Source organism: Streptomyces sp. NPDC043176, assembly GCF_056436715.1.
Genome location: NZ_JBWKCA010000031.1, coordinates 44,451 through 59,849 on the forward strand (window position 1 = coordinate 44,451; position 15,399 = coordinate 59,849).

Below are 15,399 nucleotides of genomic sequence, written 5' to 3' on the forward strand. Positions count from 1 at the left end.
GCCCAGGCTTCCGCGCCCGAACCCGCACCCAGTGCTCGGTGCACAACTCGGTGCGGGTCCAGGCGCGAGGGGCGGAGGCGCCGCCGAGGGCGCCGTCCCGTGTGCCCACCCGTCCCGCCCAGCGGGACGATTGCCCACACGGCGAGTGGGCGAGGGCGACGGCCCGCACGACAACGGGCGCGGGGCCGCACGGCGGGGGCGCCAGCCCAGGCGGCCGTGGGGCGCACGGCGGGGGCGCCAGCCCAGGCGGGCGTGGGGCCGTATGGCGGGGGCGCCAGCCCGGTGGGCGAAGGCCCACATGGCTGGGGCGTGGTGGGCATCGCGGGCCCGTCCCCCGAGCACCTTTCACTTCCGTAGCCGCGCCGCAGGCGCGTCATCGAATGGAGTTCTCGTGTCTTCTCTTCCTCGTCGTTCGATTCTCAAGGCGGCGGCCGTCGCCGGGGCAGCCGCGCAGTTCAGTTGGGTGCTGGGGCGTGGGGACGCCCGGGCGGAGGTGCCGGGGGAGGTTCCGTCGGGGGAACGGCCGGCGACCGTGACGTGGCTGGAGCCGGGTGGGCTCGGCGCGGCCGCGGGGTCGACGTTCGGCGTCGCCTGGCCGAAGGGGGTCCATCCCGGTGACCAGGTCTTCGCGCTGACCGGCGCGGACGGTGCTTCCGTCCCCGTGCAGACGTGGACGACGGCGCGCTGGCCTGACGGTTCGCTGAAGTGGACCGCGCACGCGGTGGGGCCCGAGGCGGCGGGGGCCGAGCGGTTCAGCCTCGCGCCCGGCACTCCCGCGGTGGCCGCGAGGACCGTGTCGGTGGTCGGGTCCGGCCGTCGGATCACGGTCGACACCGGCACCGTCAGGGTGGTCGTGGGGAAGGACGGGGGGAAGCTCGTGCAGTCCGTCACCCGGGACGGGGTGAGGATCGCGACCGACGGGCGGCTGGTGCTGCTCCGGCAGGGCGATCTCGACGACGGCGATCAGGGCAACGCGAAGTGGGAGCGGTTCGACGGCGAGATCTCGGGTGCGACCGTGGAGCAGTCCGGTCCGGTGCGGGCGGTGGTCCGCGTCGACGGCAAGCACCGCAAGGGCAGCCGGAGTTGGCTACCGTTCTCGGTGCGGCTCTACTTCTACGCCGGTTCGGAATCCTTCCGCATGGTGCACACCGTCACCTACGACGGAGACCACACCAAGGACTTCATCCGCGGTCTGGGCGTCCGCTTCACCGTCCCGATGCGCGACGCGGCCTACGACCGGCACGTCCGGATCGCCGGCGAGGGCGCGGGCTTCCTGACCGAGGCCGTGCAGGGCGTGACGGGCCTGCGCCGCGACCCCGGCGCGGCGGTCCGTACCGCCCAGGTCAAGGGGGAGGAGCTGCCCGACCCGGCGACCTGGGACCAGCGCGTCACGACCCGCATGCAGTACGTCCCGACCTGGGGCGACTACACGCTCGCGCAGCTCTCCGCCGACGGCTTCTCCCTGCGCAAGCGCACCAGGTCCGGCCACGGGTGGATCCCGGCGGGCGGCGGTCGGCGAGCGAGCGGCTTCGGCTATGTCGGCGGCGTGACCGGCGGACTCTCCTTCGGCCTGCGGGACTTCTGGCAGAAGCATCCGGCGCAGCTCGACATCCGGGGCGCCGCGGGCGACGAGGCGGAGGTCACCCTCTGGCTCTGGTCGCCGGAGGCGCAGCCCATGGACCTGCGCTTCTACCACGACGGCATGGGCCAGGACACGTATGCCGAGCAGCTCGAAGGCCTCAACATCACCTACGAGGACCACGAGCCGGGCTTCGGCACTCCGTACGGCATCGCCCGCACCAGCGAGCTGATGTTCTGGGCCAACGCCGCCACCCCCGCCGCGGCGACCCTCGTCGCCCAGGCCGAGGCGGTCCGCACCCCGCCGCAGCTCGCCGCGAGCCCCGAGGACCTGGTCCGTGCCCGGGTGTTCGGCGGGCTCTTCTCGCCCGTCGACCGCTCCACCCCCGCCAAGGCCAGGATCGAGGACCACCTCGACTTCCTCTTCACCTACTACAAGGACCAGGCGGAGCAGCGCCGTTGGTACGGCTTCTGGGACTACGGCGACATCATGCACACCTACGACGAGGACCGGCACCAGTGGCGGTACGACGTCGGAGGCTACGCCTGGGACAACTCCGAGCTCTCGCCGGACCTGTGGCTCTGGTACGCCTACCTGCGCTCCGGGCGCGCCGACATCTTCCGCTTCGCGGAGGCCATGACCCGTCACACCGGGGAGGTCGACGTCTACCACCTGGGCCGGTGGGCGGGTCTCGGCACCCGGCACGGCGTTCAGCACTTCGCCGACAGTGCCAAGCAGCAGCGCATCTCGACCGCCGTCTACCGGCGCCCGTACTACTTCCTCACCGCCGACGAACGCGTCGGCGACCTCATGCACGACCAGGTCGACTCCGACGAGACCTTCCTCGTCCTCGATCCCATCCGCAAGATCCGCACCGAGCCCTACACGCCCGACCGCCACGCGCTGTCCGTCGGCTTCGGCACCGACTGGAGCGGACTCGCCGCCGCCTGGCTCACCGAGTGGGAGCGCGGCGGTCCCAAGGCGGCCAAGGCGGAGGCGCGGCTGCGTTCCACGATGGAGACCATCGCCGCCCAGCCCAACGGCTTCGTCCAGGGCACCGGGCTCTACGACCTCGACACCGGCCGCTTCGCGATCGCCGAGCAGCCCGTCGTCGGCGTGTCGCACCTCTCCGCCATGTTCGGCCTGGTCGAGATGTGCGCCGAGCTCATCGACCTCGTGGACATGCCCGCGTTCAAGAGCGCCTGGCTCGACTACTGCCGCTACTTCAACGCGAGCAAGACCGAGCAGGCCGCCCGCTACGGCCAGAACTTCGGCACCCTCCTGCTCTTCCAGGGCCACTCGCGCCAGGACGCCTACGCCGCGGCCCAGCTGAACGACGCCAAGCTCGCCCAGCGCGCCTGGGCCAAGTTCGACAAGAGCGACGGGTACACGGCGGCCATGGTCTGGGACAAGACGCCCGTCCAGGGCTCCGCCGCCCTCGAACCCGGCTACGAGCACCTGTGGATCAGCACCAACACCACGGCCCTGTTCGGCCTCGCCGCCATCCAGAACCTGGCCCTCGTCGGCGACCACCTTCCCAGGTGAACCCACCCACCCCAGTGACGACAGAGAGGCGCACGATGAGGAAGACCGCACTCCTTGCCGCGGCGGCGACCCTGCTCGGGACGCTCGCCGCCACACCGGCCGCGCACGCCGACGGCCCCTACGGGCAGGGCCTCGACCACTGCGCGCCCAGCGACGCCGGACCGCTCGCCTGCCACTTCGACGTGGCTCCCGGTACGTACGACGTCACCGTCGTCCTCGGCGGCGAGACGGCCGGGTCGACCACCGTCGGCGGCGAGACGCGGCGCGCCCTGCTCGCCGAGACGGCCACCGCGGCGGGGCAGACCGTCCGCCGCTCGTTCACCGTCGACGTACGGGAGCCGGAGGGCGAGCCCACCGGGCCCGCCGGCAGCCCCGGTCTCGACCTGGTCCTCGGCGGCGCGGCCCCGCGTGTCGCCGCGCTGCGGGTCACCCCGGCGCCGGCGGCCCGCCGCCTGTTCCTCGTCGGTGACTCGACCGTCTGCGACCAGCCGGCGGACCCGTACACCGGCTGGGGACAGCGGCTGCCCGTCCACCTGAGGCGGGGCGTCGCCGTCGCCAACCACGCCGACTCCGGCGAGAGCACCGTCAGCTTCCTGGCGAACCCCGCCCTGTTCGACACGGTCGAGGCGGCGATCCGGCCCGGCGACCCCGTCCTGATCCAGCTCGCCCACAACGACAAGCAGACGGACGCGGCCGGCTACCGCGCCAACCTCACCACCCTCGTCGAGCGGGTCCGGGCCAGGGGCGGCGAACCCGTCCTCGTCACCCCGATCGTCCGCCGCTGGTTCAACGCCGACGGCTCCCTGGACAACGGCGCCGCCCTGTTGGTCAACGGCCTCGGCGTGGACCATCCCGCCGAGATCCGCGCCCTCGCGGGCTCGCTGGGGACCCCGCTGATCGACCTCACCGCCCTCACGAAGGCGCGCGTCGAGCAGCTGGGCCCCGACGCCTCCAAGGCGCTCTACCTGACCGCCGAGAAGCGGGACAACACCCACACGTCCGTGCGCGGCGCCACGGAGTACGCGGCCCTCGTCGCCGGCGAGCTGCGGGCCCAAGGCGTCCTGCCGGCACCGTTGTTCCGGTAGGGGGTGCCTTGCCGACCAGGCCCCGCGAGCCCGGCCTGATCGACAGGACACCCCTGGGGCCTGGGCGTTCCCCGTCGGAGCCGCGCCTGCGATGCCGGTGATCGTCGCCGCCGTGGTGGACCACGGCGGCGCTACCGTATGCCGTACGTCGACATGACCTGAGCCCCGGGCCCCGCCGGGGGCCGGGGAGAAGGTCGGCCGAGTGGGACGAACAGGAGCGAGAACGACGCCGGGGCCGCGTCGAGGTGGTACGCGGGCAGGACGCCGGGACGCAGGACTGGGAGCCGATGCCGTGCTGGGCGTGGTCCAGGTGCAACCAGAGGGTGTCGCCCGCGACGAGGTCCCCGTCATGGGCGGCGGCGTCCAGCGCCTCGGTCCGGGCGTACCAGGCACGCGGCGGGAGCGTGCCGCGCCCGGGGGAGACGTCCTCGTACCAGGGCGGCGACGGGGGCGCGCGGAAGGGCGGGGCGGACATGGTCCTCCTGTCGGAGAGGGGGGGAGGGGAAGAGGAGGGCGAGGGCGCGGAAAGCGCTTGCGGTCCGGTGTCCGTCCCGCCGCGCGCCCCGCCGCCGCACAACCCCGCCGGGCCACCCGGCCCTTGGACTCTTCGCGACCCGCCTGGACAGCTCGTCGAGCCGCCGCTTAGGGTCGGGAGCCGAATCGTCGGGCGGTCGCCCGTAACACCGGGAACCGTCCAGGAGCGCGCACGTGGTCACCCTCGCCGATGTCGCCCGCCACGCCGGGGTCTCGGCCAGCACCGTCAGCTACGTGCTCAGCGGCAAACGCTCCATATCCGGCCCCACCCGCGAGCGCATCCAGCACAGCATCGACACCCTCGGCTACCGGCCGCACGCCGGCGCCCGCGCGCTCGCCAGCAGCCGCACCGACATCCTCGCCCTGATGATGCCGCTGCGCACCGGCCTCTACGTGCCCGTGATGATGGAGATCGCGATGGCCGTCACCACCACGGCCCGCGCCCACGGCTACGACGTCCTGCTGCTCACCGGCGAGGAGGGCCCCGAGGCCGTCCGCCGCGTCGAGGGAAGCGCCGTCGCCGACGCCATGATCGTCATGGACGTCGGCCTCGACGACCCGCGGATCCCCTGCCTCCAGGCCGCCGAACGGCCCGCCGTCCTCATCGGCCTCCCCGCCGGGACCGCGGAGGAGGCCGACGCCACCGGACTCGACTGCGTCGACCTCGACTTCGAGGCCGCCGGCGCCCGCTGCGTCGACCACCTCGCCGCCCTCGGCCACACCGGCGTCGCCGTCCTCGGCGAACCGCCCGCCGTCTACGAGCGCGGCACGGGCTTCGCCGCCCGCACCCTCACCGGACTGCGCGCCGCCGCGGCCGCCCACGGCGTCGGCCTGCTCCACCGGCCCGTCGACGGCACCTACGCGGCCGTCGCCGCCGCCGTCACCCGCGTCTTCGAGGAACGCCCCGCCACCACGGCCCTCGTCGTCCAGAACGAGGCCGCCGTCGAACCCCTGCTCGCCCTCCTGCGCCACCAGGGCCGCGCCGTCCCCGAGGACGTCTCCGTCGTCGCGATCTGCCCCGACCAGGTCGCCGTGCACGCCTCCGTGCCCCTCACCGCCGTCTCCGTACCCGCCCAGGAGATGGGGCGGCGGGCCGTGGAACGCCTCGTCGAGCGCCTCGCCGGACAGACCCCGCGCGGCACCGAGCTCCTCGCGCCCCGGCTCACCGAGCGCGCCAGCACCGGCCCCGCCGCACCCGCCCTCCCCACCGAGGACCGTCGTGGCCGTGACGGACGCTGACACCGACGACAGCGCGACGGAGTTCCGGGCCTTCTTCGAGCGCCACTACGCCGAACTCGCGCGCCTCGCCCACCTGCTGACCGGTGAGACCGACGCCGCCGACGACCTCGCCGCCGACGCCATGCTCGCGCTGTGGCACCGCTGGGACCGGGTCCGCGCCGCCGACCACCCCGCCGCCTACGCCCGCGGCGTCGTCGCCAACCTCGTCCGCACCCGCATCCGGGGCACCGTACGCGAACGCCGCCGCATCGCCGCCTTCTGGGACCGACGGCCGGAACACACCGAGGATCCCGACGTGCCCGCCGTCGTCGACGTGCGGACGGCCCTGCGCGCCCTGCCCTTCCGCAAGCGCGCCTGCGTCGTCCTCCGGCACGCCTTCGACCTCTCCGAACGCGACACCGCCCTCGCCCTCGGCGTGTCGGTCGGTACGGTCAAGAGCCAGACCGCCAAGGGCATGGCCGAACTCCAGCGGCTGCTCGGCCCCCGGGCCGCCACCGAACTCACCGCGGGGAGGCAGTGATGGACGAGACCCGGCTCCGCCGCGAGCTCAGGGAGGCGGCGCTCGCGCACCGGCCCGACCGCGCCCGCATCCTCGCCCGCGTGGAACGCGGCCTCGCCGAGGCCGCCCCCGCCCCCGAGCGCCTGCCGGCCCCCGGCGGCCGGCTCCGCCGCCGCTGGACGGTGACCGTCGCCGTCACCGCTGCCGTCGTCGGCGTCGTCGGCATCGGAGGCCTGGCCGCGACCACCCTCGGCGACCGGCCGGCCGGGCCCGCCACCACCCTGCCCGCACCCGGGCCGACCGCCCGCGCCACCGGCACCATCGCCCCCGGCAGCAACCGCTGGTGGGCGCAGAGCGACCTCGCCCTCACGACGGACACCCCCGTCTCCGCCCTCACCGTCGAACTCCGCGTCGCCCGCACCCCCGGCGTCGTGACCACCGGCCGCTGGCAGACCCGCCCCGCCGACGACTTCACCGTGACCGTCACCGAGCGCGCCACCGCCCTCGTCTACCGCTGGACGCTCAAGCCCGGCCGCTCCCTGCCGCCCGGCCCCCACGTCTTCGCCGCCCAGTACAACCACGCCGAAGGCGTACGCGACGCCTCCGCCGACACCTACACCGCCCTCCTCACCTCACCCGACGGCGGCCGTACCACCCTCACCGGCGGCTTCGGCCCGGCACCCGCCCGCTGACCGGACCGGGCCCGCGTCCCTCGGGCAGCCGGCGTCTCCGGGCCCGCGGCGCCTCCGCGGCGACTCTCTGAAACGTTTCGAAACTCCCCGGCAACCCTTCCCCCGGCGGCGGCGACCTAGGAGCGACCGGGAGCCGCCCCGCACCGCCGTACCGAAGGAGCCACGCCGATGAGCTCGTACGACACGACCGAGAACGCCCTGCGCCGACGGACCCTGCTCGGGGCCGCCGCGGCCGGAACGGCCCTGGCCGCGGCGGGAGGGATCGTCCCGGGGAACGCCTCGGCCGCCGGGTTCGGGTGGAGCGACGACGGCACGCGGTACGTGCTCGACACCGGGGCGGGGCTGGTGTTCAAGGTCTCGAAGTCGACCGGGGACATCACGTCGCTGGCGTACAAGGGGAAGGAGTACGAGGGGTACGGGGGCAAGCACTCGCACGTGGAGTCGGGGCTCGGCGCCTCCACCGTGACCCTCGCGCAGAGCGGCGCGACCGTGCTCGTCACCGTCGCGCACGGCACGCTGCGGCACTACATCGCGGCGCGCGCCGGACTGAACAACGTCTACCTGTGGACGGACAAGGCCGACACGTCCTTCACCGCCACGCGCTTCATCGTCCGGCTGAAGCCCGGCATCTTCCCGAACGAGGGGCCCGACTCCTGGGTGGAGGGCGCCGACACCGTCATCGAGGCCGGCGACGTGTGGCGGCGTGCGGACGGGCAGACCCGCTCCAAGCACTACTCGGGGGTGCGGGTCATGGACTACACCCACATCGGCTACACCACCGGCTCGGTGGGCCTCTGGATGATCCGCTCCAACCACGAGAAGGCGTCCGGCGGCCCGTTCTACCGCTCCCTGCTCCGGCACTCGAACGAACTGGGCGTCGGCCTGTACGAGATCCTCCACTACAACCAGTCCCAGACGGAGGCGATGCGCTTCGGCCTCCAGGGGCCGTACCTGCTCGCGTTCACCGACGGCGGCGCCCCCGACCCGGCCCTCCACGCGGCGAACCACGACACCTCCTGGGTAGACGGCCTCGGCATCCCCGGCTGGGTCGGCGCCGCCGGACGCGGCAGGGTCGCCGGAGTCGGCCTCGCCGGCATGGACGCCGCCCACCCCTACACGGTCGGCTTCGCCAACGCCGACGCGCAGTACTGGACCCGCGCGACCGCCGGCACCGGCGCCTTCTCCTGCCGGGGGATGCTCCCCGGCACGTACGCCCTGACCGTGTACAAGGGCGAACTCGCCGTCCACACCGGCACGGTGACGGTCACCGCGGGCGCCGCCACCGCACTCCACACGATCACCCTGGCGAACGACCCCGCCACCGCCCCCGCGATCTGGCGGATCGGCGCCTGGGACGGCACGCCCGGCACGTACAAGAACGCCGCCCTCATGACGTACGCACACCCCGCCGACGTCCGGGCCGCCTCCTGGACCGGGAACGTCGTCGTCGACGGGAGCGACGTCTCGGGGTCCTTCCCCTGTTGTCTGTGGAAGGACGTCAACGACGGCGTCCTCGTCCACTTCCGGCTCACCGCGGCCCAGGCCGCTGCCGCGCACACCCTCCGGATCGGCGTCACCACGGCCTTCCTCAACGGACGCCCCCAGGTCACCGTCAACGACTGGACCTCCGCGATCCCCTCGCCGCCCGCCCAGCCCTCGACGCGCTCCCTGACCAACGGCTCCTACCGGGGCAACAACCACACCTTCACCTACGTCGTCCCGGCGAACGCCTGGAAGACCGACCCGAGCCAGTACAACGTCCTCAGGCTGAACATCGTCAGCGGCTCCTCCGGCACCGGGTTCCTCAGCCCCGGCACCGCGATCGACTGCGTCGACCTGCTGCCCTGACACCACCCCGACGCCGGTACCCGGCATTGACACCCGTCGCGCGTGAATCGTCGTGATCCCGGTGTTGGTGCCGGTCACCGGCGCGGTGGGAAGCTGCGGACATGAACGCCTTCAAGACGACGAGCGGTGCGGTACGAGGCCTCCGGGCGCCCTCCGGCGTCGTCGCCGTACTCGGAATCCCGTACGCCGCACCGCCGTTCGGCGCCGACCGGTTCCGGGAGCCGCGCCCGGCGACGGCGTGGACCGGCGTGCGGGACTGCACGGCCTTCGGCCCCATCGCCCCGCAGTCGGCGCGGCTGCCGGGCTCGCCCGACTGGTCACCCGGAGACGAGGACATCCTCACCGTCAACGTCTGGACCCCTGCTCCGGACGGCGGTCGCCTGCCCGTCCTCGTCTGGATCCACGGCGGCGCCCACACCTTCGGCTCCTCGGCCCAGCCCGACTTCGACGGCGAGACCCTGGCCGGGGCCGGCCTCGTCGTCGTCACCCTCAACTACCGGCTCGGATTCGAGGGGTTCGGGCACATACCGGCCCCCGGAGCGGACGAGCGGCCGCACCACGCGGCGGCCGGACGGCGCGGCCGGCCCGACGGCCGCGCCGCCGGGGCGGGCGGACACCCGGACAACCGCGGCCTGCTCGACCAGGTCGCGGCCCTGCACTGGGTCCGGGACAACATCGCCGCGTTCGGCGGCGACCCCGGTAACGTCACCCTCGCCGGCCAGTCCTCCGGAGCCGCCTCCGTCGCCTTCCTGATGGTGATGGACCGCGCCCGCGGTCTGTTCCGCCGGGCCATCGCCCACAGCCCCGCGAGCCCCTGCCACACGCGGGAGATCGCGGCCGCGACGACCCGCGAGGTCGCCGCCGCCGCGGGCTGCCCCGCCACGGCGGAGGGACTCCTCTCGACCGCCCCGGAGGCCCTGGTGGCCGCCTCCGACCGCGTGGTCGACGACTACCGGCACGATCCCGCCTCGGGCTCCCGCCACTACGACCCCTCGCTCTACGCCCCCGTCCTCGACGGCGACATCCTGCCCGGCGACCCCCTCGCGGAGATGGCCGCCGGAGCCGCCCGGGACGTGGACCTGCTGGTCTGCCACACCACCGAGGAGTACTGGCTGCTCGACGCCGTCGGCAGCAGCGCCAAGGTCACCACCGAGGAGCAACTGGCCCGTTTCGCGGCGGACTTCGGCCTGCCCGACGGTCTGATCGCCGGCTACCGGGCCGAGCGCCCCGACGCGCCGGTCCTCGACGTCTACCTCGCCGTCTTCGGCGACCTCCTGTTCGGGGCCTACGCCGACCGGCTCGCCGAACGGCACGCCCGGGGCGGCGGCCGGACGTACCTGTCGCGCTTCGACCGGCGGCGCACCGGCCCGGACGGCCCGGTGCGCGCCTGGCACTGCGCGGATGTCCCCTTCGCCTTCGGCAACGTCGACGAGGACTGCGTGGCCTTCCTCATCGGCGGCACCCCCACCCCCGCCGACCACGAGCTCGCCGGCCGCATGGTCCGCGCCTGGGCCGGTTTCGCCGCCACCGGCGACCCGGGCTGGCCGCCGTTCGCCGAGGCCGACGGGGCCGCCGAGGTGTGGAGGACCCACGAGCAGAGGAGCGACGACCAGGGGAGCCACGCCCCCGGCGCCGACGACCGCGGCGCCGTCCGCGCGCTCTGGGCCCCGGTCCACTTCCCGTTGCTGCGTCCGTGAACGCGGGAACCACCCGGGCCCCCCGACCGAGGCCCGGGTGGTGCGTGCGCGTGCGTCAGGCGCAGGGCCGCCGCGGCGTCCAGTCACCCAGATACGTCTCCCGGGTCGCGGCTGCGGCGGCCGCGGCGTCGAGCTGGGGGCGGTTCTCCGGGGCCGTGACCACGGCGCCGGGACCGGTGTTGCGGTACTCGGCGAACCGCTGTGCCTGCCACGGATAGGCCTCGCGCATGTTCGCGTACGGGGCGACGGCGTCGATGCCGGGGCCGAGGACGCTGTCCCGGACGACGAGCGACGGCCAGGCCGTGGTGTTCGAACCGGGCACCCAGGGCCGGGCCAGCTTGTAGAAGCCGTCCGGTGCCCCGCTGGTGACCCGGCAGCGGGCGGCGAGGAAGCCGTACGGGTCGGACCGGGCCGTGGACGGGGCGAAGACGAAGCCGTGCGGCCCCGCGGCCAGGTCCGTGCGGAGCAGCGTACGGAAGTGGCAGTGCTCGAAGACGGCCCGGGCCCGGCCGAAGACGAAGTCGACGTCTCCTTCCGCGTAGCAGTGGGCGAAGTACTGGCGGGCGACCGCCGCCAGGGACGTCGAGTCGGCGTACAGGGTGTCCTGGTGACCGAGGAAACGGCAGTGGAAGAAGGCCGAGCGGTCGCCCTGCACCTTGAGCGCGACGGCCTGGGTACCGGGGTTGCCCGGAAGGTCGGTGCGCAGGAAGTCGTTGGCGAAGGTGACCCCCTGGGCGGTGAAGCCGTCCGCCTGGACGGTGGTCGTCGCCGAGCCGGTCGTGCCGTGGGTGCCGCCCTCCGGGCGGGGCGTGCCCGCCGCGTTGGCGTACACCACGACGACGTCCCGGGGATCCCCGGTCGCGCCGATCCAGGTCATGTCGGTACGGGCGGCGCTCACGGCGACCGTCTCGCGGTATGTGCCGGGAGCGAGCACCAGCGTCCAGCCGGAACCGGACGACGCGGTGACCGCAGCCTGGACGGTGGCGTGGTCTCCGAGACCTCCGGGATGCACGTACAGCGTCCGCTCGGTCAGCCGGGCCGCGGGAGAGCCGAACCGGCCGAAGGGGCCGGAGGGGCCGGGCGGCGCGGCGGCCGCGGTCCCGCCCGGCAGGGCCAGGGCGAGCGCGGCGCCGACGCCGGCGGCGAGCAGGGAGCGGCGGCCGACGGCCCCCGCTCCGTTGGGGTGCGCGGGCATGCGGATCCTCCTCGGAACCCGGGTCAGCGGAGCCGGCCGGCGCCGGCCCGGTGGTCGACGAGGGCGGGGACGGCCCGCGGGTGGTCGACCCGGGTGCGCAGGACCGGGGTCCAGCCCGCGTCGGCGCGCAGCTCCTCCGCGGGATACTGCTCGTTGTGGACGGCGAGCAGGTCGACCGGGGCGCCGTTGACGTAGTTGCCCGCGACCGTCACCGGCGCGTCCTTCCACTTCTTCAGGATCTTCCCGGCGGGGACGTCCGCCGCGAGCGTGAACGCGTTCTTCTCCGCGAACAGCTGCGACTCCTGACCGATGCCGAGGCTGTACACGTAGGGGCCGCTCGGCACCACGAAGTGGTTGTTGTACGCGTCGACCCGGCCGAAGCGGACCCGCGGCGCGCGCTCCACGACGTTCTCGAAGAGGTTGTGGTGCAGGGTGACCCGGAGCTTGCCCCGGTCGGTGGCGCCGGCGCTGTCGCTGTTGCCGATCATCAGGGTCTTGTCGTGGTCGGTGAACACGTTCCACGACGCGGTGACCAGGTCCGCGCCCCGCACGACGTCCAGCTCGCCGTCGTGCTGCTGGTAGACCTCCCCGTAGTAGGAGGGCAGCGAACTGTCCGGGTGCGCCCCGTCGGTGAAGGTGTTGTGGTCGATCCAGACGTGGGTGGAGCCGTACACGACCAGGCTGTCGTACTCGGAGTTCCACGCCCCGGTCGCGCCGTCCGTCGGGTCCCACTGCGGGAAGCAGTCGAGGGGGCTCTCCAGCGTGAGGTTGCGGACGATGACGTTGTCCACGCCCTGCACCTGGAGGCTGCCGCCGGTGATCCCGGCGTGCCGGCCGACGCCGACGATCGTGGTGTTGGCGGGCACCTTCACCTTGACGGCCTCGCCCTGGGCGGTGGCGGAGGCTGCCCGCAGCACCTCCTGGGGGCCGCTGACCTCGTTCTCGTACCCCCAGACGGCGGGGTCGTAGTCGGCGAGGTAGCGGGCGAAGTCGTAGCCGGGGGCCTCGAAGGCGGCGCAGCCCGCGGCGGTCGCGTCCAGCGTGCCGGCCACCCTGACGATGCGGGGCTCGGCGCCGGGCACGGCGAGCGCGGCCCGGAACTCCTCCCAGGTGGTGACGGTGAAGACCCGGGAGGCGTCGGCGGCGGACCCGCCGGTGGTGCCGGCGCCCTCGGAGGCCCAGCCGTCCCCGGCCGGCAGGGTGGCGCGGGCCGGGTCGGCGCCGGGCCGGTGACCGGCGTGGGCACCCGCGGCGGGCGCGGTGACGGTCAGGGCGAGGGCGGTCGCGGCCACCACTCCCCGTCTCTTGTGTCGGTTCACGGTCAGCTCTCCTCGGAAACGGGCCAGGTGATCCGGTCGGTGGGTATCCCGTCGTCCAGGCGGCGCGTCTCACGCGGCGCGAGGACATGGGTGCGCAGGAGCTCGGCGGCGACCAGACGGGCCACCTCGATCGCTCCCGGCGGGTTGAAGTGCGTGTTGTCCTGCTCGGTCGCGGTCCAGTTGAAGTACGTCTTCGTGGCCTCGGGCCCGAGCTCCTGCCACAGCGCCAGGGACAGCGCCTCGATGTCGAGCAGCGGCACGTCGGACTCGGCCGCCGTCTCCCGCATCGCCGCCGGGTACGCGCCGTGCGTGCGCAGGGCCGTCCCGTCGGCGGCGAACTTGCGCCGCTCCACGGACGTGGCGAGCACCGGGAGGGCGCCCCGGGACCGCGCGCCCTCCACGAACACCCGCAGGTTGTCCTGGTACGTCGTCCACGGCTCGGTGTGGCGGGTGGGGTCGGCGGCCTTCTCGTCGTTGTGGCCGAACTGGATCAGGAGCAGGTCGCCCGGGCACAGCGCCGCCAGGATCGGTTCGAGCCGCCCCTCGTCGAGGAAGCTCTTGGTGCTGCGGCCGTTGACCGCGTGGTTGGCCACCTCGATCCCCCGGTGGAGGAAGAACGGCAGGGCCATGCCCCATCCGGTCTCGGGCGCCGCGTCGGCGTACTTCTGCGCCGCCGTCGAGTCGCCCGCGATGAACAGCGTCCGGGTGCGGGCCGGGCCCAGCGCCTGCGCCGCCGGAGCCCCGGCCAGGGCGAGCGCGAGTCCCGCCCCGGCCGTGACGACCGCGCGGCGGCCGACGCTCACTGGTTCTGCTGCTTCCACTCGGCCTGGGCGGCGTTGAGCTGCTCGGCGAGATGGTCGAGGAACTCCTTGGCGGTGGACTTGCCGAGGAGGACCTTCTGGAAGGCGGGCTCGTTGTCGGCCTTGGAGATGGTGTTCCAGTCCGGCAGGTAGTACGGCAGCTCGACGATGGTGGCCTTGCCGCTGAAGAGGACCTCGGCGCCCAGCTTGGTCGGCTCGGCCTTCGCGAGCCAGGCGTCGGTGGCGGCCTCGGTGTTGGCGGGGATGGCGCCGGCCGACTCGTTCCACTTGCTGTTGGACTCGTGCGAGGCGGCGAACTCGATGAACTTCCAGGCCGCGGCCTTGTTCTTGCTCGACGAGAAGAGCCCGAGGCCGTCGACCGGGTTGGAGACCTGCACCCGGGTGCCGTCGTCGAGGGTCGGGTTGGGGATGCCCCGGAACTTCTCCGTCCCGAGCGCCTTCACGTGGTCCTTGTACGAGCCCAGGTTGTGGTTCAGCATGCCGATCTGGCCGCTGTCCCACTGGGCGACCATCTTGGTGAAGTCGTTGTTGACGTCGGCGGCCGGCGTGGTCCGCTTGAACAGGCCGGCGTACTTCTCCAGGGCGGCGACGTTCTTCGGGTCGTTGACGGTGGTCTTGTCGCCGTTCCAGAAGGACGTGATGCCGCTCTGGCCGTACATGGCGTCCAGCGCCTGGGCGATGGAGCCGGCGCCGCCGCGGATCGTGTAGCCGAAGCGGTTCTTGTCGACGGCGGTCAGCTTGTCGGCCGCCGCGTAGAACTTCGACCAGGTGGAGGGCTCCTCCAGGCCGGCCGCCTCGAACAGGTCGGTGCGGTAGTACAGCACGCCGTTGCTGGCGGAGGTGGGGACGGTGAACAGCTTGCCCTGGCCGCCGGCCGACTTGACGCTCGCGACCATGCCGGCGTTGAGCTTGCCCTTCAGGGAGCTGGCCTCGACGCGGGCGTCGAGCGGTTCCAGGGCGTTCTGCGCGGCGATCCCGGCGAGCATCGCCGCGCCGACGCCGCCGACGTCCGGCAGGCCGCCGCCCTGGATGGCGGTGTCGTACTTGGACTGGACCTCCTTGGACGCGACCCCGACGTACTCGACGTCGATGTCGGGGTTCGCCTTCTCGAAGTCCGCGATGATCTCCTTCCAGACCTCGGTGCGGACACCGCCGTTGTTGTCCCAGAAGGTGATCTTTCCCTTGCCCGAACCCTCGGTGCCCTTGTCGCCGCCCGTGCCGCTGCCGTCGTCACCGCAGGCGGTGGCGGTCAGGGCGAGGACGCCGGACAGGGCGAGGGCGAGGGCGGCTCTGCGTCGTCCGCCGTGGAAGATGGTCATCGTCGGCTCTCTTCTCTCAGGGGGTTG

11 protein-coding genes and 1 pseudogene are annotated in these 15,399 nt (G+C 73.6%); 7 read left to right on the forward strand and 5 right to left on the reverse strand.

All coding sequences use genetic code 11. From position 1 onward, the window contains the following. Nucleotides 1-391: 391 nt before the first annotated feature. Nucleotides 392-3,124, forward strand: coding sequence for an exo-rhamnogalacturonan lyase family protein (locus tag AC067A_RS33635; RefSeq protein ID WP_479246891.1), 2,733 nt, complete (start codon nt 392-394; stop codon nt 3,122-3,124). Nucleotides 3,125-3,159: 35 nt separating this feature from the next. Next, nucleotides 3,160-4,209: a rhamnogalacturonan acetylesterase gene (locus AC067A_RS33640; protein ID WP_479246893.1), complete on the forward strand. Its 1,050-nt coding sequence runs from the start codon at nt 3,160-3,162 to the stop codon at nt 4,207-4,209. A gap of 131 nt (nt 4,210-4,340) precedes the next feature. Here the strand turns inward: AC067A_RS33640 and AC067A_RS33645 are convergent. Further along, nucleotides 4,341-4,585: pseudogene (locus AC067A_RS33645) on the reverse strand (beta-galactosidase small subunit-related protein); the annotation flags it as partial. A gap of 332 nt (nt 4,586-4,917) precedes the next feature. Between AC067A_RS33645 and AC067A_RS33650 the strand changes: the two are divergent. The 5 genes from AC067A_RS33650 to AC067A_RS33670 all read left to right on the forward strand — a co-directional run bounded on the left by AC067A_RS33650 (nt 4,918) and on the right by AC067A_RS33670 (nt 10,718). Continuing rightward, entirely contained in the window at nt 4,918-5,982 is a 1,065-nt protein-coding gene (locus tag AC067A_RS33650; RefSeq protein ID WP_479246895.1) for a LacI family DNA-binding transcriptional regulator, read from the forward strand. Continuing rightward, nucleotides 5,963-6,502, forward strand: coding sequence for a SigE family RNA polymerase sigma factor (locus tag AC067A_RS33655; protein WP_479246896.1), 540 nt, complete (start codon nt 5,963-5,965; stop codon nt 6,500-6,502). Before AC067A_RS33650 ends, AC067A_RS33655 begins: the two co-directional genes overlap by 20 nt. After that, nucleotides 6,502-7,173: a hypothetical protein gene (locus AC067A_RS33660; protein WP_479246898.1), complete on the forward strand. Its 672-nt coding sequence runs from the start codon at nt 6,502-6,504 to the stop codon at nt 7,171-7,173. Before AC067A_RS33655 ends, AC067A_RS33660 begins: the two co-directional genes overlap by 1 nt. A gap of 168 nt (nt 7,174-7,341) precedes the next feature. Next, nucleotides 7,342-9,021 (forward strand): rhamnogalacturonan lyase B N-terminal domain-containing protein, encoded by a 1,680-nt coding sequence (locus AC067A_RS33665; RefSeq protein WP_479246900.1) that lies wholly within the window; start codon nt 7,342-7,344, stop codon nt 9,019-9,021. 101 nt (nt 9,022-9,122) lie between these two features. Continuing rightward, nucleotides 9,123-10,718 (forward strand): carboxylesterase/lipase family protein, encoded by a 1,596-nt coding sequence (locus AC067A_RS33670; protein ID WP_479246902.1) that lies wholly within the window; start codon nt 9,123-9,125, stop codon nt 10,716-10,718. A 55-nt stretch (nt 10,719-10,773) separates the two neighbouring features. Here the strand turns inward: AC067A_RS33670 and AC067A_RS33675 are convergent, their stop codons facing one another. The 4 genes from AC067A_RS33675 to AC067A_RS33690 are packed head-to-tail and all read right to left on the reverse strand — an operon-like array spanning nt 10,774 to nt 15,372. Beyond that, nucleotides 10,774-11,913 (reverse strand): pectinesterase family protein, encoded by a 1,140-nt coding sequence (locus tag AC067A_RS33675; RefSeq protein ID WP_479246904.1) that lies wholly within the window; start codon nt 11,911-11,913, stop codon nt 10,774-10,776. A gap of 23 nt (nt 11,914-11,936) precedes the next feature. Beyond that, nucleotides 11,937-13,232 (reverse strand): pectate lyase family protein, encoded by a 1,296-nt coding sequence (locus AC067A_RS33680; RefSeq protein ID WP_479246905.1) that lies wholly within the window; start codon nt 13,230-13,232, stop codon nt 11,937-11,939. Between the two features lie 2 nt (nt 13,233-13,234). After that, nucleotides 13,235-14,035, reverse strand: coding sequence for a rhamnogalacturonan acetylesterase (locus AC067A_RS33685; RefSeq protein WP_479246906.1), 801 nt, complete (start codon nt 14,033-14,035; stop codon nt 13,235-13,237). Continuing rightward, a complete protein-coding gene (locus tag AC067A_RS33690) occupies nt 14,032-15,372 on the reverse strand; it encodes an ABC transporter substrate-binding protein (protein WP_479246907.1) in 1,341 nt (446 codons plus the stop codon). Before AC067A_RS33690 ends, AC067A_RS33685 begins: the two co-directional genes overlap by 4 nt. Nucleotides 15,373-15,399 lie beyond the last annotated feature (27 nt).

What these genes read in the sequence shown, in the direction of transcription:
- AC067A_RS33670 (WP_479246902.1), top strand. Translation starts at nt 9,123, where the DNA reads ATGAACGCCTTCAAGACGACGAGCGGTGCGGTACGAGGCCTCCGGGCG.
- AC067A_RS33690 (WP_479246907.1), bottom strand. Translation starts at nt 15,372, where the DNA reads ATGACCATCTTCCACGGCGGACGACGCAGAGCCGCCCTCGCCCTCGCC.
- AC067A_RS33675 (WP_479246904.1), bottom strand. Translation starts at nt 11,913, where the DNA reads ATGCCCGCGCACCCCAACGGAGCGGGGGCCGTCGGCCGCCGCTCCCTG.
- AC067A_RS33660 (WP_479246898.1), top strand. Translation starts at nt 6,502, where the DNA reads ATGGACGAGACCCGGCTCCGCCGCGAGCTCAGGGAGGCGGCGCTCGCG.
- AC067A_RS33640 (WP_479246893.1), top strand. Translation starts at nt 3,160, where the DNA reads ATGAGGAAGACCGCACTCCTTGCCGCGGCGGCGACCCTGCTCGGGACG.
- AC067A_RS33665 (WP_479246900.1), top strand. Translation starts at nt 7,342, where the DNA reads ATGAGCTCGTACGACACGACCGAGAACGCCCTGCGCCGACGGACCCTG.